Raw genomic sequence first — 20,831 nt, 5'->3', positions numbered from 1 at the left:
GGGACACAGCATGAAAGGCTTCAAACCGCTACTGATCGCCAGCGCCATCGCCCTGAGCTTCACCAGCACCTCGCTGCTGGCCGACACCACCGCTGGCCTGGAGCGGGTCAAGGTCGACCTGGTCGCGCCGCCACAAGTGCATGCGCATGAGCAGGCCACCAGCGCCAAGCCGAAGGTGGTGCAGTTCCGCATGACCATCGAGGAGAAGAAGATGGTCATCGACGGCCAGGGCACCACCCTGCAGGCCATGACCTTCGACGGCTCCATGCCCGGCCCGACCATGGTCGTGCACGAGGGCGACTACGTGGAGCTCACCCTGGTCAACCCGGCCAGCAACGCCATGCCGCACAACATCGACTTCCATGCCGCCACTGGCGCGCTGGGCGGCGCCAAGCTGACCCAGGTGGCACCGGGCGAAGAAGTGGTGCTGCGCTTCAAGGCCGACCGCAGCGGCACCTTCGTCTACCACTGCGCGCCGGAAGGCATGGTCGCCTGGCATGTGCTCGCCGGCATGAGTGGCACCCTCATGGTGTTGCCGCGCGATGGCCTCAAGGACCCGGAGGGCAAGCCGCTGCACTACGACCGCGCCTACACCATCGGCGAATTCGACCTGTACATACCCAAGGACAAGGACGGCAAGTACAAGGACTACCCCGACCTCGGCTCCAGCTTCCAGGACTCGCGCGAAGCGATGCGCACCCTGATCCCGACCCACGTGGTGTTCAACGGCAAGGTCGGTGCACTGACTGGCGACGGCGCCCTGACCGCCAAGGTCGGCGAGACCGTGCTGTTCATCCATTCGCAGGCCAACCGCGACACCCGCCCGCACCTGATCGGTGGCCACGGCGACTGGGTCTGGGAAACCGGCAAGTTCGACAACCCGCCGGAGAAGAACCTGGAAACCTGGTTCATCCGCGGCGGCTCGGCCGGTGCGGCGCTGTACACCTTCAAGCAGCCGGGCGTGTACGCCTACGTCAACCACAACCTGATCGAGGCGATGGAGCTGGGCGCTGCCGGCCACCTCAAGGTGGAAGGCGAGTGGAACGATGACCTGATGAAGCAGATCAAGGCCCCCGGCCCGATCACTGCGAAGTAAGGGCATGGCGATGAGAGCACTGCTGGTGGGTGCGATGCTGCTCGGCGGATGTATGCAGACGAGCGGCATCGACGAAAACGACTGGGTACGGATCGCTGCCGGCACTGCCCGGTACCAGGCCGCCGATGCCAGCGGTGCGACCTTCGAACAGCACAGCGACGGCTTCGCCATCATGCGCCGCCAGGTCAGCCAGGCGGAATACGCGGCCTGCGTCGCGGCCAACGCCTGCCTGCCACTGGATGGCGACTTGCGCGAGGCGAGCGCTGCCGACCTGCCGGCCGTGGGCGTCAGCTGGATGGACGCCAGCGCCTACGCCCAGTGGCTGACGCAGCGCACGGGCGTAATTCACCGTCTGCCGACATATGCAGAGTGGGTCCTGGCCGCTGGCGAGGCGTTCCAGGACATTCAGGCACAGGTTTTCGATGACGCCCGCAACCCGGCGCAGCGCTGGCTGGCGGAGTACGACCGCGAGTCCCGACGCAAGCCGCTGGACCCGCGCCCGCGGGCCTTCGGCAGCCAGGGCAGCAACGCCAACGGCCTGCTCGATGTGGCCGGCAATGTCTGGGAATGGACCGACAGCTGCTTCGGCAAGGGCGACTTCTGCGGTATCCGCATCGCTGCCGGGCAACATCCCAGCGGGCTCTCCGACTTCGTTCGTGACCCGATCAGCGGCGCCTGCTCGGTGGGCGTGCCGCCGAGCAACCTGGGGTTTCGATTGGTGCGGGAGTGATCGCTGCTTAACCCTCTATTCGCGGACGAGTCCGCTCCCACAAAAAAAGCGACGGCATCTCTTCCTTCAAACCAGCGACACACCCGCTCCCAACCTGTGGGAGCGGACTCGTCCGCGAAGCTTTTCTGCTGATTTCGCAGCGCGCCTGGGCATCTCGCCAAACGACTCGCTGATCATCCTGATCCACCGTTGCAGCTCCATTCGCGGACAAGTCCGCTCCCACAAAAGCGACGGCGTCTCTTCCTTCAAACCAGCGGCACACCGGCTTCCAAACTGTGGGAGCGGACTTGTCCGCGAAGCTCTTCCAGGCCAAAGCCTCAAGCCTCAAGCCTCATAACCAGCAAGTATCCCACAACGGGTAATCGCCAATATGCTCGACCAACCCCGCCCGCAAAGGATTGGCGATGATGTAACGCGCAACGGGCAGAAGGTCCTCCTCCCGACGAATGGCCCGGTCGTGGAAGCCCTGCTGCCACAGCACGCCTGAACACCCACGTCTGCGGTTGATATGCCGCGCGCTATTGCTCTTGATCCGCCGCATCAGCTTGTCCAGCGGCTTGCCGTGCAGTTCGACCAGCCAGTGCAGGTGATCCGGCATCACCACCCAAGCCAACGACGTCACCCAGCCCTCTTCGCTGGCGGCACGCAGCTCGGCCACCAGCAGGCGCGCCAGATCGAAATCGCCAAACAGTGGTTGGCGCCGTTGAGTGGTAGTGGTCAGCAGGTAGGGACGGCCTGGCTGGCAGTGGCGGCCAAGGCGCAAGCGGTGGGATTGGGCGGGCATTCCTTTGCCTCCTGATAAGCGGAGACTTTGGTATAGCACAGCAGACTTTTCATGCCGGCAAAGCGCTTCGCGGACAAGTCCGTTCCCACAGGTTCTCAGCACCACTGGAGGGAGCGGGCTTTGTGGGAGCGGACTTGTCCGCGAACGGGGTCCGCGACTACTTCAGCTCACGCGGCGCTTCGTCGCTCGTCACCGGATCTCGATCATCGCGCATCGAGCGGCGAAAGCCGCTGATCGCACCGCCCAGATCCGAGCCAATGCTGCGCAGGCGGCGGGTGCCGAACAGCATCATTACCAGCAGTGCGATGACCAAAAGTTTCCACACACTCAAACCCATCATGGCGCTTATCTCCTCTGGTTAATCGCAGCTCAGTGAACGGCATGGCCATGTGCATGCCCGTGCATGGCGCCACCATGCTGCTGGCCTGCGGCCTCCTGCAGCAGCGCCTGGTCGATTTCGTCAAAGCGCAGCACGCGCCCGCCGTGCATGGCCGCCAGCTGCTGCGCCTGCTTCTCGCTGGCGAAGCTGGCCAGCGGCGCGCCCATGGCGTTCTTCAGCGAAATGCCGATCACGTAGAAGGCGCTGGTGGCATCGATCAGGTGTTCGTCGTCCGGGTGCTCCCACACGCTGCGGCCCATGTCGTGGACGTACAGCCGGGCGCCGCTGACGCGGTTCTCCGGCTGCAGCCACCAGCCGAGCAGCTCGGCGGTGGAGCAGAATTTCTTCACGCCGTAACTGGCCACCGCCTCACCTTTGGGGCCAGGGAAGTCGGCGATGATCATGCCGCAGACATGACACTCATCACTCGGATGAAAGGCCACCGACTCCAGTGTCTGCGTGGTCTGTTCCTTGTCGCCGCAGCCGGCCAGGCCGAAGGCGAGGGCGGTGGCGGTGGCGGTGGCGAGCAGCGCTATCGCGCTGGTGCGGTACAGGTAGTTCATGGGGCGAGGTTCCTCGAGTCAGTGGGAAGGTTGGGCGGTGGTGGCAGACGCTGGGATTTCGCGGACAAGTCCGCTCCCACGGGCGCCATGCATGTGGGAGCGGACTTGTCCGCGAATAAGGGGGGCAGAAAAGCTTCGCGGCCGAGGCCGCCCCCACAGAAACTCACACTCGCGCGGGTGCATCAGGTCGGGCGCCGGCGAAAAACGACGTAGGCCAGTAGCAGCAAGGCTCCGGCCCAGGCCAGCAGGCACAGCCACAGCGCACTGCCGGGCAGGGGCAGGTCGCTGCCCAGCGTCAGCACGCCCATGCCGCTGCCGTCGAAGCCGGCCAGGTTGATCAGGCGGTAGATGTCGGTGGGGTTGAGCAACAGCAGCCAGGGCAGCAGTTCGGGATTGAACCTGCCTTCGCTGAACACCAGCAGCGCCAGCAACGCCAGGTCGAATACCAGCACGAAGAGAAACCACACCCCCAGCGCCAGGCCGGCCGCGCTGGATTTCTCGCTGACCCTGGCGCTGAGCACGTAGGCCATCGCCAGGAACACCCAGCCGAGCAGCGTCGAGGACAGCATGAAGCGGCCGAACGCCCAGGCCAGTGTGGCCAACTCGACATCCTCCACCAGCAGGCCGATGGCCAGTGCCGCGCCGCCAAAGCCGATGAGCACCGCCAGGGCGAGGATCAGGCCGTGGCCGACGAACTTGCCGAGCAGTATCTGCCCGCGCCCCAGAGGGTGGGTCAGCAACAGCATCAGCGTGCCGCCCTCGTCCTCGCCGACGATGGCGTCATAGGCCAGCAGCAAGGCAATCAGCGGCATGAGAAAGGTGGCCAGGCTCGCCAGGCTGGCGATGGTCGCCGGGATCGAGGTAAAACCCAGCTGCCCTGAGGCTGCCGCGCCGAGCCAGGCGATGCCCACTGCCAGAGCGGCGAACAGCAGGCTGATGGCCAACAACCAGCGATTGCGCAGGCCGTCGCTGAGCTCCTTGCGCGCGATGTTCCACACCTGACTCATGCTTTGCCCTCCAGCACGCCCGCAGCACCGGCGCGTTCCATGTAATGGCGATACAGATCCTCCAGCGAAGGCTGGTGAATCTCGATGTCCTGCGCAGCACCTTCATCGAGCAACTGGCGCAGCAGCGGCAGCTTGTGGCCATTGAGCGCCTCCACCTCGACACTCTGCTCACCCAGGCTGCGCGCACAGTGGCCGGCCGCGTCCCAGCGCTGCAGCAACCGTTCGCCGGCGCGAATACCCGTGGCACGGATGCGCACCGGCAGGCCGGCGGCACTGCGTAGCTCGCCGAGGCTGCCGACCGCCTGCAGGCGGCCGCCGGCAAGAATCGCCGCGCGATTGATGTGCGCTTCCACACCGGGCAATACGTGTGAGCAGAGGATGATGCCGGTGCCGCGTTGGCGCAGGCGGTCGATCAGTTGGTAGAGGTCTTGGGTGGCGATCGGATCGAGGCCCACCGTGGGCTCGTCGAGCAGCAGCAGGCGCGGCTCGCCGAGTATCGCCTGGGCCAGGCCGAGACGCTGGCGCATGCCCTTGGAATAGGTTTTCACCCGCCGCTCGGCGGCAGGCATCAGGCCGACCTGCTCCAGCAGTTCGTCGACCTGGCTCAGCGCCGCGCCCTTGAGGCGTGCGAAGTGACGCAGGGTTTCACGACCGCTGAGCTGCGGATAGAACATGACGTTCTCCGGCAGGTAGCCGAGCTGGCGGCGCACCTGTGGATCATCGGGCGCGCGGCCGAGCACGCGCACCTGGCCGGCACTGGGTGACAGCAGACCGAGGATCAGCTTCATGCTGGTGGTCTTGCCGGCGCCGTTATGGCCGAACAGCCCAAGGACCTCGCCTTCGCCAAGGCTGAGGTCAAGGTCGTGCAGTACGGTCATGCGCCCGTAACGCTGGCTGACGCTGTGGATATCGACGGCATTCATGGCGCAGCCTCCAGGCCGGTATTCGACTGTGTTGCAGTGGGCGGGCGCATCAGCGGATGGCTGTCCTGCACGCCCGGCGACCTGACCACCGGGAATGCGCGCTGTACCCAGCGCAACACCTCGATGCTCGGGCTGTTCATCAGCAGGCGCACCTGCGGGTACATCCACAGCAGGCGGTCGACGTTGTCGTTCGGCTCGTAGGCGACGTCGCCCAGGCCGTCGTCGTTGCGGTCCCAGCCCAGGTAGTCGCTCCAGTAGTTGCCGCGGCCGTCCACCGACCACTCCTGGGTGCGAGTGGCGACGTATTTCACCTGCTGCTGGTTGTCGACGAAGGCATTGCCGGCGATGCGGTTGTCCTCGGAGCCGGCGGTGAGGTGAATGCCCAGGGTGCTGCGGGCGAAGTGGTTGTTCTCGATGCTGTTGAACAGCGAGTTGTAGATGAACAGCGCCTTGCCCTCATCGCCGCTGATCATGCTGTCACCACCGGTGTCGCCGGGCTGCACGTCGGTGACGACGTTGTCGCGGATAGTCGAGTAGGTGATGTAGTTCATCAGGATGCCGTAGTTGCGGTCCTGCTCGGAGCGGTTGCCGACCACGGTCAGCTTGCGGCTCTGCATCAGCGCGAAGCCGGTACGGGTGCGCCGGGTGACGTTACCGATCACACGGTTGTCGTTGGCGAACATGTAGTGCACGCCGTAGCGCAGGTCCTCGAGGACGTTGCCCTCCAGGTGGTTGCCGTGGGAGGTGTCGATGTAGCTGCCGTCGCGGGTGTTGCGTACGTGGTTGTCGATCACTCGCGCACCGCGCACGGCGAACAGATGGATGCCGTTGCCGCGGTCCTGCGAGCGGATGCCCGGGTCGCCCTCGATGCGATTGCCGATCAGGCTGACATTCTCGCTGCGGTCGACCCAGAGGCCGAAGCCCGGCCCGCTCAGGTGGTTGTCGCGCACCACCACATCGTGGGCGGTATGGGCGATATGCACGCCGGCATCCATGGCGGTGAGATCGCGGCCCCAGTCGAGGAGGGTGCAGCCTTCGACGCTGACGTCGCTGGCTTCGATCAACAACGCACTGCCTTGCCCCTCAGCCTGCAGCACGGCGCCGGCCGCACAACGCAGTTGCATGGGCTGGTCGATGACGAACTGCCCAGGATACTCGCCTGCCGGTAGCAGCCAGCGGTTCTCGCCCTGCGCCTGCAGCGGCAGCGTCGAGATAGGCTGCACCTGCGCCATGGCGGAGCCCGCACCGAGCAGCAGCACGGCGCAGGTCGCGGGGAACTTGGTATATCGGATCACTGCACTTACCTTCGTCCACCTGTTCGTACGGTGCATCGCGTTTTGTGGGAGCGGACTCGAACGTTTATCCACAAGTACTCGCGGACAAGTCCGCTCCCACGATGAGGTGTGGCTGCTGAAAGCGAGGCCGGGGAAGGCAGCCTTTCCCGGCCCCGGCGTCAGGCCGGCTCGACCATCATGCGGCCGACCATTTCCATGTGCAGCGCGTGGCAGAACCAGCTGCAGTAGTACCAGTGCAGACCGGGCTTGTCGGCGATGAAGGTGATCGACGAGGTCTGGTTGGGGCTGATCTCCATGCTCACGCCGTGGTTGACCATGACGAAGCCGTGGGACACGTCCTCGATCTGGTCCATGTTGGTGATCACCACGGTGACTTCATCACCCTGCTTGACCTTGAACTCGGTCAGGCCGTAGGCCGGCGCCATGGAGGTCATGTACACGCGCACCTTGTTGCCTTCGCGGATGACCTTATTGTCTTCCTCCAGCTTGATGCCGTCCTTCTTGGCCATGGCCACGGTCGGGGCGAAGAAGGGGTCGTTGCGGTCCCAGATCTTGCGCGTCTTGATCTGGTCGCGGCGGGCCATGATGCAGTCATGCGGCTCGGCGAAGGTCGGGCCGTCGTGCACCAGCTTCATCACGTCGCCGGAGATGTCGATCAACTGGTCGTTCTCCGGGTGCAGCGGGCCGGTGGGCAGGAAGCGGTCCTTGGAGAACTTCGACAGCGCCACCAGCCACTTGCCATCGGCTTCGCTGGTTTCGCACAGCGAGGCGTGCAGGTGGCCGGGCTGGTAGTGCACGTCGAGCTTCTGCTTGATGTAGTTGACCTTCTCGCCCTTGTAGGCGCGACGGGCCTCTTCCATGTTCCACTTGACCACCTGGCTGTCGATGAACAGCGTGGTGTAGGCGTTGCCGCGACCATCGAAGGTGGTGTGCAGCGGGCCGAGGCCCAGCTCGGGCTCGCCGACCACTACGTCGCGCGGGTCCTTGAGCTTGCCGGCGAACAGCTCGGGCAGCAGGTCGATGGCGATCATGGTGCAGGTCGGCGACAGCTTGCCGTTGGCGATGAAGTACTTGCCGTCGGTGGAGGTGTTCAGGCCGTGCGGGTTCTTCGGCACCGGGATGTAGCGGGTCACCACACTGTCCTTGCCGTCCTTCTTGCGCCCGTCAACCACCGGCACCTTGGAGTCGCCGAGGGTGATGAAGCGACCGGCCTTGATCTCCTTCTCCACGGCCGGGATGTCGAACACCACCACCCAGTCGCGCTCGTTGCGCATCATGCCGCCGAGGTCGAAGGCCTTCTCCGAGTTGTAGCAGGTGGCGGCGGTGAAGCGCCCGGTGTAGTCCATGTCGGTATTGTCGAGGTTGCCGTCGACGATGACCTGGAAGGCCACCTCCATGGTTTCGGCATCCACGGCGTTGTACAGGGTGAAGCTGTTCTCGTCCTCGAGGTCGAAGACCTTGCCGTCATTGGGGTGCGGGATGATGAACTCGGCGTTGCAGAACACGTACTTGGTGTGCGGCACCTTCTGCAGGCGCAGGCCGTGGATGGCCTGGACATTGGGAATGGTGGTGATCTTGTCGCACTTCATGATGTCCAGGCGGATGCGTGCGACGCGGCTGTTGGCCTTGTCGTTGATGAACAGGTACTTGCCGTCGTACTTGCCGTCGGTCATCGAGATATGTGGGTGGTGGCAGTCACCATTGAGGAACTTGGCGCTGTCGCCGAGGATGTGCCGGCTCTCGTTGGTCAGGCCCCAGCCGGTCGCCGAGTCGACGTTGAACACCGGGATGCGCATCAGCTCGCGCATCGAGGGAATTCCGAGCACACGCACCTCGCCCTGGTGGCCACCGCTCCAGAAGCCGTAGTACTCGTCCAGCTCGCCGGGGGCGACATGGATCTTCTGCTGCGCCTCCTTGGCAGCCGCTGCCCAGCTGTCGCGGGTCATCACCCCGCCGACCAGGCCACTGGCGGCCACGGCGGCACTGGTAAGTGCGCTGGCGCCGAGAAAGCCGCGCCGGCTCAGACCGGTTTTTTCATCCTTATCGCTTTGTTTGTCGCTCATGGGTCGCTCCTGTTGGGAAATAACACGCCTGCCGCGAGCCCGGTTCGGCTCGTGGTCAGGCATCGCTCACCTCGACGGCGGGAATCAGTTGTGGGTCGGCAGCCTTCTTGCCGCGCTTCTTGCGCTTGTTGATCAGCGGCGGGCATTTGTTATCGTTGTGGTAGGTCATCTGGCAGTCGAGGCAGTAGTGGCACTCGTTGCCGTTGATGCGACCGTCCGGGTGGATGGCCTGGATCTCGCATTCCTTGGCGCACAGCTGGCAGGGGTTGCCGCACTCCTTGCGGCGCTTGAGCCAGTCGAACAGACGGAACTTGCTGGGGATCGCCAGGGCAGCGCCCAGCGGGCAGATGTAGCGGCAATAGACCTTGCGGGTGAACAGGTTGACCAGCAGCAGGACCACCGCGTACAGCACGAACCACCACTGGCGGTCGAACTTCAGGGTGATGGCGGTCTTGAACGGCTCCACCTCGGCGGCCTTCTCGGCCACCATCATCGACTCCAGGGAAAGGCCGAACAGCACCAGCAGGACGATGTACTTGATCGCCCAGAGTCGCTCATGCACGGCGAAGGGCAGTTCGTACTGGGGAATCCTGATCTTGCGCGCCAGCTCGTTGAGCAGCTCCTGCAGCGCGCCGAACGGGCACAGCCAGCCGCAGAACACGCCACGGCCCCAGAGCAGGATGCTGGCGGCAGTGAACACCCAGAGCACGAAGATGATCGGGTCGGTGAGGAACAGCTCCCAGCGGAAATCCTGGAACACCGCGTGGACGAAGGTCAGCACGTTGACCACCGACAGCTGGCCCAATGCGTACCAGCCGATGAACAACACGGTGAACAGCAGGTAGCCACGGCGCAACCAGTGCAGGAACTGCGGCTTGCGGGCGAAGCTGTCCTGCAGGAACAGAATCACCGTGAGCAGCCCGAGGGCCACCAGCAGCACGCCGATCTGGAAGCTCTTCTGGTACCAGATGTTGACCCACAGCGGGCGGTTGGCCTCCTCGATCGCCGCCAGCTCCGCAGCGGTCGGCTGCGGCCGCTCGATGTAGTCCTCGGGAATCTGGTAGGGCAACTCGAAGCTGGTGAAGATGCCCTCGACCGGGCCGATCTGGCGCCGCACCAGCAGCTCCAGGCTCCACGGCGAACCGGGGTCGAAGGCGTGCTGCTTGCGGGCGATGAAGATCGCCATCTCGAAGAATTCGGGCATGCCGCCTGCGTACACGTCCGATAGGCGGATGAAGTCGAGGTCGCGGAAACTGATGACATCGCCGAACTGGCGCAGCTGCACCCGATCGAAGATGCCACCGCGCACGTAGCCCGAGCCCTTGAAGGAATACTCGCCATTGCCCAGTACGGCAAAAGCCTGCTCACCCGGCTTGAGGCTGCCGATCAGCTCCGTGTACTGGCGCTCGCCCAGCAGGTTGCGGCCGACGGTCGGCGGGTTCAGCGGCGCGACGTAGAGATCGATGAAGGTCTCGTCGCGCTGTTCTGGCGCAGCTACATCGATGCCTTCGGCCTCGGTGCCGTTGAAGGCGTCGTCGACCTGGCCACGGGTCAGGTGCAGGCGGCGAATCGCGCCATTGCCGGTCAACTCGCTCCAGTCCGCCTCGTGGAAGACATCCTCGCGCACCCGCGACGGTCTCGGCCGCACATGGCTGCCGGCCTCGATCAGGCCCAGGTCGACCGCCACGGCATGGGCGGCGCGCATGACGATCTCGTTGATCACCATCACCGTCACGGTGGCCCCGGTCACCGCATCCACGGTCACCGCGTCGGGATCGCTGGAGCGCCCGACCACCACGCGCTGACCGGCCTTGACTCCGGAGTAATGGGCGTTGAAGTCGTGGATCTTCTGCTCGGGAATGCCGATCAGGACGATCGGCTCATGGTGTTCGAGCAGGTAGGCGTCGAGGATCACGCCCTGCGGATCGAGCAGCACCTGCATGTTGATGGGCTTGCCCGAGTAGGCGGGCATGTCGGTGACGTGGATGCTCTGGAAGGCGTAGCCGAGGATTTCCTCGCCCTTGCGCAACGTACGCACCTGATACTTGCCCGCAGCTTCGGAGAAGCTGTCAGCGTCGGGGAAGAACTGCTCGATGCGCTGCTGCTCGGCGTCGTACTCCCTGGCCTGCAAGGGCAGCGCGAGCGCGATCAGGGCCAGAAGAACGGCGAGACCGGCCCCCCATGCGCGCAACGCGCCAACGGCCAAAAGCTGGGGCTTCATCAGGCTACCTACATCCACTGCTCAATTGCGGCGGATGGTAGGTCGCGCGTCTTGCCGATCTCCTTGATTACGATCAAGAGCGGCCTGTGTCGGTGCCTGGTCATTCGCGGCCAAGGCCGCTCCCACAAAACGACACCATTCACTCGGGATGGGAGATGGCGAGGGAGCGGATCGCGCAAGTCCTGCATCGCTGCCTGATCATTCGCGGCCAAGGCCGCTCCCACAAAAACGACTCCATTCACTCAGGACTACGCGATTGGCTCCCCTCTCCCATTCATGGGAGAGGGGCTGGGGGAGAGGGGCAAGGGATGAAAAGCACTCCCTGCCAGCTAAATGAGCAACATCACGGGCAGTGGCGATGAACCAACGAAAAAGGGCAGGCGATCCTCAAACGCCTGCCCTCTCATGGGTGATCTGGTCGCAGTCGGCCAGCCGGTCATTGCAGCGTCAGCACCCACTCGGCCAGGGTCTTGGCTTCCTCCTCGGTAACCGGATTTGGTGGCATCGGCATGGCGCCCCAGACGCCGCTGCTGCCGTTCTTGATATGGCCGGCCAGGGTTTGCGCCGCGCCGTCGACGCCTGCGTTCTTCGCTGCCACGTCCTTCAGGGACGGACCGACCAGCTTGGCCTGCACACTGTGACAGGCACCGCAGGGCTTGCTCTTGAACAGCTCCTCGCCGGACGCAGCATGGGCATTCGGCAGGGCCGCCAGACTCAGCAGGGCCGCCAGCGGAATCAGCGCTTTGTTCATGATCATTTCCTCATCGTAGATATGGCCTGCCGGATACAGCTGGCGGCTGGCGCGTTGTTTGGAAAGGATCATAAACAGAGGCATTTGCCGCGGCGCTTGACCGCAATCAAGTCTGTCGCGCGTGGCGCTTGAGAGCGCCCATCCGCGCCCGCTAGCGTGCAGCCGAACCCGTAGCGAAACAGGAACCGTCATGCACGACACCCCCTTCTATCAGGTACAGGGCGACGAACAGCTGCTGTTCGAGCAGGCCTGGCAACAGCGCATGCCGGTACTGCTCAAGGGCCCGACCGGCTGTGGCAAGACGCGCTTCGTCCAGCACATGGCGCAGCGCCTGCAGCTGCCGCTGTACACCGTGGCCTGCCATGACGACCTAAGCGCCGCGGACCTGGTCGGCCGACACCTGATCGGCAGCGAAGGCACCTGGTGGCAGGACGGCCCGCTGACCCGCGCGGTGCGCGAGGGCGGCATCTGCTACCTGGATGAGGTGGTCGAGGCGCGCCAGGACACCGTGGTGGTGCTGCACCCGCTGGCCGACGACCGCCGCGAACTGTACCTGGAGCGCACCGGCGAAATCCTCCAGGCGCCGCCCGGTTTCATGCTGGTGGTGTCCTACAACCCCGGCTACCAGAATCTGCTCAAGGGCATGAAGCCCAGCACCCGGCAGCGTTTCGTGGCGCTGCGCTTCGATTACCCCGGCGTCGAGCAGGAGTGCCAGATCGTCGCCCGTGAGGCGCAAGTCAACGAGTCGCTGGCGCGCAGCCTGGTCACCCTCGGCCAGGACATCCGCCGCCTCGAACAGCATGACCTGGAGGAGGTGGCCTCGACCCGCCTGCTGATCTACGCCGCGCGTCTGATCCACAACGGCATGGACGCCCGCACGGCGTGTCGCGCCTGCTTGGCCGAACCGCTGTCGGACGACGCACAAACGGTCGCCGCGCTGATGGACCTGGTCGATGTCCACTTCGGCTGAGCGCCAGGTCGCCCGCCTGCCGGGCGACCTGGCGATGTGGCTGTTCATCCTCGCCGAGCTGACGGTGTTCGCCCTGCTGATCCTCAGCTTCGCCATCACCCAGGCGCTATCCGGCGCGCAATTCGCCGCCAGCCGGGCGCTGCTCGACGGCTCCATCGGCCTGGCACTGACCCTCAGCCTGCTCACCGCCGGTTTCTTCGCCGCACTGGCGGTGCACCGGGTACGTGCCGGGCACAGTCGCCAGGCCAGCGTCTGGCTGCTCGCCGCGCTGGCCAGCGGCTGCGTCTACGTGGTGCTCAAGGGCCGCGAATTCGGGCACCTGATCGACGCCGGGCTGGATCTGGAGTACGACCGTTTCTTCACCCTGTACTGGATTCTCGGCGGCTTCCACTTCCTCCACGTGCTGCCCGGCCTGCTGCTGTTCGCCTGGCTGGCCTGGCGCTGCCGGCGCGGCGTGTACGCGCAGGCCGACAAGCACGGCGAACTGGAGTCGTGCGTCCTGTACTGGCACATGGTCGATCTGATCTGGGTGCTGCTGTTCCCCTTGCTCTATCTGCAGAGGTAAGCCGGATGAACGCCTTCCTGTGCTGGCTGGGCCTGGTACTGCTGTCTTTGCTGAGCCTGTGGCTGGTCACCGCGCCGGTCGCCTCCTGGGCCGCCCTGGCGCTGTCGGCGGCAGCGCTGGGCAAGGCCTGGCTGATCGTCGACGGCTTCATGGAGTTGCGCCACGGCCCGCGCCTATGGCGCGCATCGTTGCTGGCGTGGTCGCTGTGCATGGCGAGCGCGCTGTACTTCGGCACGCCCTGAGCGAGCCGGAGACCTGTTCGCGAACACGTCCGCCGCCACAAAAGAGGGTCGCGCTTCTTGACTGTGGCCGCGGGCGGGTCCGCGGCTTTTCACATGCAGCACGGCACCGCGCTGTGTTACCCATTCGCGGACAAGTCCGCTCCCACAAGAGCCCGAGCGCGGTGTCGCCCGCTCGTGGACAAGGCTAGGCGTCCTCGTCGCTCCCACAAAAGAACTGCGAGCGGCGCCCTTCCTGTGGGAGCGGACTTGTCCGCGATCTTTTCTGCACCCACGCGGAATTCGCCGCCAACCCGAGTTGCCCTTTCCCTGCCCAGTATTGCGATTGCGCCTTCTTGATCGCCATCAAGCGGTTTTCCCGGGGTGCCGTCCGAAAATGACCTCGCCAAGCCTTTGAGGACATGACCATGTCGGAAACCTTCACCAAGGGAATGGCCAGAAATATCTACTTCGGGGGAAGCGTGTTCTTCATCCTGATATTCCTGGCCCTGACCTTCCACAGCGAACAAACCTTCCCCGAACGCACCAACGAACACCTGATGAACGAAGCGGTGGTGCGCGGCAAGTTGATCTGGGAGCAGAACAACTGCATCGGCTGCCACACCCTGCTGGGCGAGGGCGCCTACTTCGCGCCGGAGCTGGGCAACGTGTTCGTCCGCCGCGGTGGCGAAGAACAGTTCAGCAGCTTCCTGCATGCCTGGATGGCGGCCCAGCCGCTGGGCGTTCCCGGCCGCCGCGCGATGCCGCAATTCAACCTCAGCGACAGGGAAGTGGACGATCTTGCCGAGTTCCTCAAGTGGACCTCGAAGATCGATACCAACGACTGGCCGCCAAACAGGGAGGGCTGAGAAATGACCACTGCCAATCCGCATCTGAAATTCGCCTCGCAAGCCGTGGCCAAACCCTACTTCGTGTTCGCCCTGATGCTGTTCGTCGGGCAGATCCTGTTCGGCCTGATCATGGGCCTGCAGTACGTGGTCGGTGACTTCCTGTTCCCGTTGATCCCCTTCAACGTGGCGCGCATGGTGCACACCAACCTGCTGATCGTCTGGCTGCTGTTCGGCTTCATGGGCGCGGCCTACTATCTGATCCCCGAAGAGGCCGACCGCGAACTGCACAGCCCGAAGCTGGCGATTATCCTGTTCTGGGTGTTCGCCATCGCCGGCGCGCTGACCATCCTCGGCTACCTCGCCGTGCCCTACGCCACCCTGGCCAGGATCACCGGCAACGAGCTGCTGCCGACCATGGGTCGCGAGTTCCTCGAACAGCCGACGATCACCAAGGCCGGCATCGTGGTGGTCGCCCTGGGCTTCCTCTACAACATCGGCATGACCCTGCTCAAAGGTCGCAAGACCACGGTCAGCGTGGTGATGATGACCGGCCTGATCGGCCTCGCGGTGATGTTCCTGTTCTCCTTCTTCAACCCGGAAAACCTCGCCCGCGACAAGTACTACTGGTGGTGGGTGGTGCATCTGTGGGTGGAAGGCGTGTGGGAGCTGATCATGGGCGCGATGCTGGCCTTCGTGCTGATCAAGGTCACCGGCGTCGACCGCGAGGTGATCGAGAAGTGGCTCTACGTGATCATCGCCATGGCCCTGATCACCGGCATCATCGGCACCGGCCACCATTACTTCTGGATCGGCGCACCAGGCGTATGGCTGTGGCTGGGTTCGATCTTCTCGGCCCTGGAACCGCTGCCGTTCTTCGCCATGGTGCTGTTCGCCTTCAACATGGTGCGCCGTCGTCGTCGCCAGCACCCCAACCGTGCCGCCGGTCTGTGGGCACTGGGCACCACCGTGACCGCGTTCTTTGGCGCCGGCGTGTGGGGCTTCCTGCACACCCTGGCGCCGGTCAACTACTACACCCACGGCACTCAGCTGACCGCAGCGCATGGCCACCTGGCGTTCTACGGCGCCTACGCGATGATCGTCATGACCATGATCTCCTACGCCATGCCGCGCCTGCGTGGCATCGGTGAGGCGCCACAGGAAAGCGCCCAGCGCGTCGAGATCGCCGGTTTCTGGCTGATGACCATCTCCATGGTGCTGATCACCCTGCTGCTGACCGCCGCCGGCGCCGCGCAGATCTGGCTGCAACGCTGGCCGAGCGACAACGAAGCGATGGCCTTCATGGCCACCATGGACCAGTTGGCGCCGTACTTCTGGGCGCGCCTGGTTGCCGGTATCGGCTTCGCCCTCGGCCTGGTCTGCTACCTGCTGAGCTTCATCCAGCGCAAGAACATCGTGATGGCCACCGCCTGATCGACGACAAGGGGTAACGGTGGGAGGCGCTTCAGCGGCGACAGTCGTGGTTAAAGCCCTCCCACATCTCATTTTCAGGGAGTCGGGTATGGCCTTCAGCATCGAAGTCGAGGAATGGGTCGGTAGCGTCTGGCACCGTTTCATCACCCGCCGCAGCGACCCGGACTTCACCCACGCCCAGGTGCAGCTGAGCGATCAGCAGCGCGCTCTGGCCCTGCTCTTTCACGCGGTCGGGGGCGCCAGTGGCGTACAGATCCAGGTCGCGCAGCCGCGCGAACTGCTGCTGTGGCGCAGCCTGCTGCAACAGGTCGCCGGCACCTGCCGGCAGATGCCGGTGGCCTGGCGCGATGCGCAGAACATGCGCCTGCCGCCGACCCTCGCCGTGTTCCCGCAGGCCGAGCTGAACCGCGAGCTGTATCGCTGGCTGGCGATGCTCGGCGCGGTCGCCGACGGCATGCGCCACTGGGGGCGCGACAACCAGCGCTGGGTGAACGAGTTGCTGCAACGCTACCCGGCCATGCGCCCTCGCTACCAACGGCTGGTCGACGCGCACCTGCGCCTGCGGCCCGCCCCCGACAGCCTGCCACCCGCCAGTGCGGCGCTGGAGCGCGACCTGCGCCAGGCGCTGCGTGAGCCCGGCAGCGTCACCCATTTCGCCCACGACGAACGCGCCCCCTGGCCATTGGCGTTGTGGCTGTATCCGCCGCAGGGCCAGGGGCCCGGCGCCTCCAGCGAACTGCCCGAGGAAGGCGAAGGCAGCGCCCGCAACCCCAACCCGGCGCAACGCTCACTGCGCAAGCGCGCCTCGCGCATCGACGACACCAGCGGCAAGGGCGGCCTGCTGCTGTTCCGCCTGGAGAATCTGTTCAGTTGGTCCGAGCACGTGCAGCTGGACCGCTGCAACGATGACAGCGAGGACCTCGATGCCGCCCGCGTGGCCGAGGACCTCGACGAGCTGACCCTGTCGCGCCAGCGCACGCGCCAGGGTGGCGGCCTGCATCTGGACCTCGACCTGCCGTCGCCGGAGCAGGACGACCTTCCGCTGGGTGCGGGCCTGCACCTGCCGGAGTGGGATTACCGCCGCTCGGCCCTGCTCGAACGCCACGTCAGCCTGCAACTCTTCCACCCGCGCGCGGCCGAGGCGCAGCCATTGCCGACGCACCTGGCACTGCCGGCACGGCGCCTGCGCCGCCAGTTCGAGGTACTGCGCAACGACCGCCAATGGCTGCGCCAGCAGCCACAGGGCAGCGAGCTGGACCTCAGCGCCTGGCTCGACTTCCAGGTGCAGCGCCGACAGGGCGGGGCCTGCGAGAAGGGCCTGTTTCTCGAACAGCGCAGCACTCGCCGCGAGCTGGCCTGCCTGCTGCTCGCCGACCTGTCGATGTCCACCGAATCGCACCTCAACGACGAGCAACGGGTCATCGACGTGATCCAGGACAGCCTGCTGCTGTTCGCCGAGGCGCTCTCGGCAGCCGGGGACGATTTCGCCCTGTATGGTTTCTCCTCGCTGCGCCGCCAGCAGGTGCGCATGCAGGAGCTCAAACAGTTCGGCCAGCGTTACGACGAGCAGGTTCGCGGTCGCATCCTCGCCGTACGCCCCGGCTATTACACGCGCATGGGCGCGGCCATCCGCCAGGCCACCCGCCTGCTCGGCGAGCGCCAGCAGAGCCAGCGCCTGCTGTTGCTGGTCACCGATGGCAAGCCCAACGACCTCGACCTCTACGAAGGCCGCTACGGCGTGGAGGACACCCGCGAGGCCGTGCTCGAAGCCCGCCGCGCCGGCGTGCTGCCGTTCTGCATCACCATCGACCAGCAGGCCGGCGACTACCTGCCGTACATGTTTGGCGCCAGCGGCTACACGCTGATCGACAAGCCACAGCATCTGCCGCTGTACCTGCCGCAGCTGTATCGGCAACTGACCAGGCGCTGAATAGAGGTGTCGTTGTGGTAGCGACGGGGCGCCTAGGCTTGCCCGCGAATGGTTGAAGAGCTCGCGGACAAGGCTAGGCGCCCCCGTCGCTCCCACAATTAGTGGCTACCACAACCGCGTCAACAAACGGATAAAAAAGGGATGGCCGAAGCCATCCCTGAAGGTTGAGGCTGGTGAAGGCCTCCTATGAAAACGGTTGCTCAGGCAGCGTTGTCGCTGTTGTAGATCTCGCGATCCAACTCTTTCTCGCTGCTGCCCACCAGTGTGGTGGTCATCAGGTCGCCAGCGACGTTCACCGTGGTGCGCGCCATGTCGAGAATACGGTCGATACCGGCGATCAGCGCCACGCCTTCCAGCGGCAGGCCGACCGAAGTCAGCACCAGGCCGAGCATGATCAGGCCGGCGCCGGGTACACCGGCGGTGCCGACCGAGGCCAGGGTGGCGGTGAGGATGATCATCAGGTACTGGCCGGCATTCAGATCGATGCCAAAGGCCTGGGCGATGAACAGCGCCAGCACGCCCTGGTAAATGGCGGTGCCGTCCATGTTGATGGTGGCGCCCACCGGCAACACGAAGCCGGCCACGCCCTGTGACACGCCGAGGTTCTTGCGCGCGCACTCGATGGACACCGGCAGGGTGCCGGAGCTGCTCGAGGTACTGAATGCCACCGCCAGCGCCGGAGCGATACCGCGGAAGAAACGCAGCGGGCTGAGGCGCGCCAGGCCGCCGATCAGGCCGCCGTAGATCAGCAGCATGTGGGCGATGCTGGCCAGGTAGATCACCCCGATCACACCGGCCAGCGGCAGCAGCACTTCGATACCGTGGGAGGCGACCACACCGGCGATCAGCGCGAATACGCCGATGGGGGCGAAGCGCATCACCAGGTCGGTGAGCTTGTAGAACACCTCGGCCAGGCTGTCGAACAGCTTGACCACCGGCGCGGCCTTCTCGCCGATCAGATTCATGCTTACGCCCAGGGCGATGGCGAAGACGATGATCTGCAGGATGTTGCCTTCGGCGAAGGCCATCACCGGATTGGTCGGCACCAGGCCCACCAGGATCTGCACCAGCGAGGGCGCCTGCTTGGCCTCCTGAGTGCCGCTGGCGACCATGTTCATGCCTTCACCGGGCGAGAACAGGGTGCCGAAGGCCAGGCCGATGCTCACCGCGAAGGCGGTGCTGACCAGGTAGATGGCGATGGTCTTGACGCTGATGCGGCCAAGCTTGGCGCTGTCGCTCATGGCGGTGATGCCCGCCACCAGGGAGACGAACACCAGCGGCACGATCAGCATCTTGATCGCATTGAGAAACAGCGCGCCGACCGGCGCCAGCGCCAGGGCGCCGCTCTTGAACAGCATGCCGACCACGACGCCGAGCACCAGGCCGATGAGGATCTGCTGCCATAGTGGTACGCGGGCAAGGAGGGAAGGGGAAGCGGTATTGCTCTGACTCATATGGTTGTACACCCGGATTGTCGTTGTTGTGGGGCCGTCTGTGCGGCCTTGAGCGGTGTCGTCCTCCGCCTGAGCGAGTCGGGGACGGAAATGAACACGCCGCCCAAGGGCGGCGTGCGTCATTCGATGAATCAGCCCTGCAGCGGAACCAGACGCGGGGCGATCATGTTCTCGGGGCGCAGGATGTCGGCCAGGGTGGCCTCGTCCAGCAGCTGCTCCTCGCGCACCAGCTCCAGCACACCGCGCCCACTTTCCAGGGCGACCTTGGCGATGCGGGTGGCGTTCTCGTAGCCGATGTAGGGGTTGAGCGCGGTGATCAGGCCGATGGAGTTTTCCATCAGTTCACGGCAGCGCGCCTCGTTGGCGGTGATACCGTCGATGCACAGCTCGCGCAGCATGTCCATGGCGCGGGTCAGCAGGCGGATCGAGTCGAAGATCTTGTAGGCGATCAGCGGCTCCATTACGTTCAGCTGCAGCTGGCCGCCTTCGGCTGCCATGGTCAGCGCCAGGTCGTTGCCGATCACTTCGAAAGCCACCTGGTTGACCGCTTCGGGAATCACCGGGTTGACCTTGCCCGGCATGATCGAACTGCCCGGCTGACGCGCCGGCAGGTTGATCTCGTTGATGCCGGTACGCGGGCCGCTGGACAGCAGGCGTAGGTCGTTGCAGATCTTCGACAGCTTGACCGCGGTGCGCTTGAGCATGCCGGAGAACAGCACGAAGGCGCCCATGTCGCTGGTGGCTTCGATCAGGTCGGCAGCCGGGGTCAGCGGGTGACCGCTGATGATGGCCAGGCGCTTGACCGCCAGGGCCTGGTACTTCGGGTCGGCGTTGATGCCGGTGCCGATCGCGGTACCGCCCAGGTTGACTTCGGTGAGCAGAGTCGGCGCCAGCAGTTTCAGGTGCTGCAGGTCTTCGCCGAGAGTGGTGGCGAAGGCGCGGAACTCCTGGCCGAGGGTCATCGGCACGGCGTCCTGCAGCTGGGTACGGCCCATCTTCAGCACGTGGCCGAACTCCAGGCCCTTGGCGGCGAACGACTGGATCAGCTTATCCAGCGCGCTCAGCAGGCTGTCATGACCCAGCAGCAGGCCGAGGCGGATGGCGGTCGGGTAGGCGTCGTTGGTCGACTGCGCCATGTTCACGTCGTTGTTCGGGTGCAGGTGCTGGTACTGGCCCTTCTCGAAGCCCATGGCTTCGAGGGCGATGTTGGCGATCACCTCGTTGGCGTTCATGTTGGTCGAGGTGCCGGCGCCGCCCTGGATCATGTCGACCACGAACTGATCATGGAACTCGCCCTGGATGATGCGTGCGCAGGCGGTGCTGATAGCCGTGTGCTTGGCGGCGGACAGGTGACCCAGCTCGCGGTTGGCGTCGGCGGAGGCCTGCTTGACCATGGCCAGGCCGATCACCAGTTTCGGGTAGTGCGACAGCGGCACGCCGGACAGACGGAAGTTCTGCACGGCGCGCAGGGTCTGGATGCCGTAATAGGCTTCAGCGGGGACTTCGAGGGTGCCGAGCAGGTCTTTTTCGACGCGAACAGATGCAGCAGAGGACATGATGGAGATGACTCTCGGGAGATACGGCGAACGCCGCGATGCCC

At 65.0% G+C, this 20,831-nt stretch carries 19 protein-coding genes; 8 read left to right on the top strand and 11 right to left on the bottom strand.

Translation table 11 applies throughout. The features are described 5' to 3' along the window. The first annotated feature begins 10 nt into the window (after positions 1-10). Together nirK and B2U07_RS14835 are read left to right on the top strand one after the other, a co-directional pair. Positions 11-1,096, top strand: a complete 1,086-nt coding sequence (gene nirK / locus B2U07_RS14840) for a copper-containing nitrite reductase (RefSeq protein WP_296277187.1) — start codon at positions 11-13, stop codon at positions 1,094-1,096. A 4-nt stretch (positions 1,097-1,100) separates the two neighbouring features. Then, positions 1,101-1,826, top strand: coding sequence for an SUMF1/EgtB/PvdO family nonheme iron enzyme (locus tag B2U07_RS14835; RefSeq protein ID WP_296277186.1), 726 nt, complete (start codon positions 1,101-1,103; stop codon positions 1,824-1,826). 331 nt (positions 1,827-2,157) lie between these two features. Here the strand turns inward: B2U07_RS14835 and B2U07_RS14830 are convergent, their stop codons facing one another. The 9 genes from B2U07_RS14830 to B2U07_RS14790 form a co-directional block, all read right to left on the bottom strand. Then, positions 2,158-2,610, bottom strand: coding sequence for an REP-associated tyrosine transposase (locus tag B2U07_RS14830; RefSeq protein ID WP_275546536.1), 453 nt, complete (start codon positions 2,608-2,610; stop codon positions 2,158-2,160). A 157-nt stretch (positions 2,611-2,767) separates the two neighbouring features. Then, on the bottom strand, positions 2,768-2,950 hold the full coding sequence (gene tatA, locus B2U07_RS14825) for a twin-arginine translocase TatA/TatE family subunit (RefSeq protein WP_296270367.1): 183 nt from the start codon (positions 2,948-2,950) through the stop codon (positions 2,768-2,770). 29 nt (positions 2,951-2,979) lie between these two features. Beyond that, a complete protein-coding gene (locus tag B2U07_RS14820; protein WP_296277185.1) occupies positions 2,980-3,552 on the bottom strand; it encodes a nitrous oxide reductase accessory protein NosL in 573 nt (190 codons plus the stop codon). 182 nt (positions 3,553-3,734) lie between these two features. Next, the gene (locus B2U07_RS14815) at positions 3,735-4,559 is read right to left on the bottom strand and encodes an ABC transporter permease (RefSeq protein WP_296277184.1); all 825 of its coding nucleotides are present in this window, start codon (positions 4,557-4,559) and stop codon (positions 3,735-3,737) included. Continuing rightward, complete coding sequence (locus B2U07_RS14810) at positions 4,556-5,482, bottom strand: ABC transporter ATP-binding protein (protein WP_296277183.1); 927 nt, start codon at positions 5,480-5,482, stop codon at positions 4,556-4,558. Before B2U07_RS14810 ends, B2U07_RS14815 begins: the two co-directional genes overlap by 4 nt. Next, positions 5,479-6,714 carry a nitrous oxide reductase family maturation protein NosD gene (locus B2U07_RS14805; RefSeq protein WP_419096360.1) on the bottom strand — a complete coding sequence of 412 codons (1,236 nt, stop codon included), beginning with the start codon at positions 6,712-6,714 and terminating at the stop codon, positions 5,479-5,481. Before B2U07_RS14805 ends, B2U07_RS14810 begins: the two co-directional genes overlap by 4 nt. Positions 6,715-6,935: 221 nt before the next feature. Further along, entirely contained in the window at positions 6,936-8,840 is a 1,905-nt protein-coding gene (gene nosZ, locus B2U07_RS14800) for a TAT-dependent nitrous-oxide reductase (RefSeq protein WP_296277181.1), read from the bottom strand. 55 nt (positions 8,841-8,895) lie between these two features. Then, a complete protein-coding gene (nosR, locus tag B2U07_RS14795; protein ID WP_296277180.1) occupies positions 8,896-11,061 on the bottom strand; it encodes a transcriptional regulator NosR in 2,166 nt (721 codons plus the stop codon). Between the two features lie 436 nt (positions 11,062-11,497). Then, positions 11,498-11,812 carry a c-type cytochrome gene (locus B2U07_RS14790; protein WP_275546619.1) on the bottom strand — a complete coding sequence of 105 codons (315 nt, stop codon included), beginning with the start codon at positions 11,810-11,812 and terminating at the stop codon, positions 11,498-11,500. Between the two features lie 190 nt (positions 11,813-12,002). On the opposite strand from B2U07_RS14790, the gene B2U07_RS14785 reads away from it, so the two are divergent. The 6 genes from B2U07_RS14785 (at position 12,003) to B2U07_RS14760 (ending at position 17,777) form a co-directional block, all read left to right on the top strand. Next, entirely contained in the window at positions 12,003-12,782 is a 780-nt protein-coding gene (locus tag B2U07_RS14785) for a CbbQ/NirQ/NorQ/GpvN family protein (protein ID WP_296277179.1), read from the top strand. Then, on the top strand, positions 12,766-13,347 hold the full coding sequence (locus tag B2U07_RS14780) for a cytochrome c oxidase subunit 3 (RefSeq protein ID WP_296277178.1): 582 nt from the start codon (positions 12,766-12,768) through the stop codon (positions 13,345-13,347). The genes B2U07_RS14785 and B2U07_RS14780 overlap by 17 nt, the downstream gene beginning before the upstream one ends. 5 nt (positions 13,348-13,352) lie before the next feature. Further along, entirely contained in the window at positions 13,353-13,589 is a 237-nt protein-coding gene (locus B2U07_RS14775; protein WP_296270376.1) for a cytochrome C oxidase subunit IV family protein, read from the top strand. A gap of 404 nt (positions 13,590-13,993) precedes the next feature. Further along, a complete protein-coding gene (locus tag B2U07_RS14770; protein WP_275546525.1) occupies positions 13,994-14,434 on the top strand; it encodes a c-type cytochrome in 441 nt (146 codons plus the stop codon). 3 nt (positions 14,435-14,437) lie between these two features. Beyond that, a complete protein-coding gene (locus tag B2U07_RS14765) occupies positions 14,438-15,847 on the top strand; it encodes a cbb3-type cytochrome c oxidase subunit I (protein ID WP_296277177.1) in 1,410 nt (469 codons plus the stop codon). 88 nt (positions 15,848-15,935) lie between these two features. Beyond that, a complete protein-coding gene (locus B2U07_RS14760; RefSeq protein WP_296277176.1) occupies positions 15,936-17,777 on the top strand; it encodes a nitric oxide reductase activation protein NorD in 1,842 nt (613 codons plus the stop codon). 200 nt (positions 17,778-17,977) lie between these two features. On the opposite strand, the gene B2U07_RS14755 is transcribed toward B2U07_RS14760, so the two are convergent. After that, positions 17,978-19,231 carry a dicarboxylate/amino acid:cation symporter gene (locus B2U07_RS14755; RefSeq protein ID WP_296277175.1) on the bottom strand — a complete coding sequence of 418 codons (1,254 nt, stop codon included), beginning with the start codon at positions 19,229-19,231 and terminating at the stop codon, positions 17,978-17,980. A 131-nt stretch (positions 19,232-19,362) separates the two neighbouring features. Beyond that, the gene (aspA, locus tag B2U07_RS14750; RefSeq protein WP_296277174.1) at positions 19,363-20,787 is read right to left on the bottom strand and encodes an aspartate ammonia-lyase; all 1,425 of its coding nucleotides are present in this window, start codon (positions 20,785-20,787) and stop codon (positions 19,363-19,365) included. Positions 20,788-20,831: the final 44 nt, after the last annotated feature.

The organism is Pseudomonas sp. UBA7530 (assembly GCF_002479365.1).
Taxonomy (GTDB): domain Bacteria; phylum Pseudomonadota; class Gammaproteobacteria; order Pseudomonadales; family Pseudomonadaceae; genus Aquipseudomonas.
Note: the sequence above shows the minus strand (reverse complement) of the source record. Positions and strands in the feature narration are given on the sequence as shown.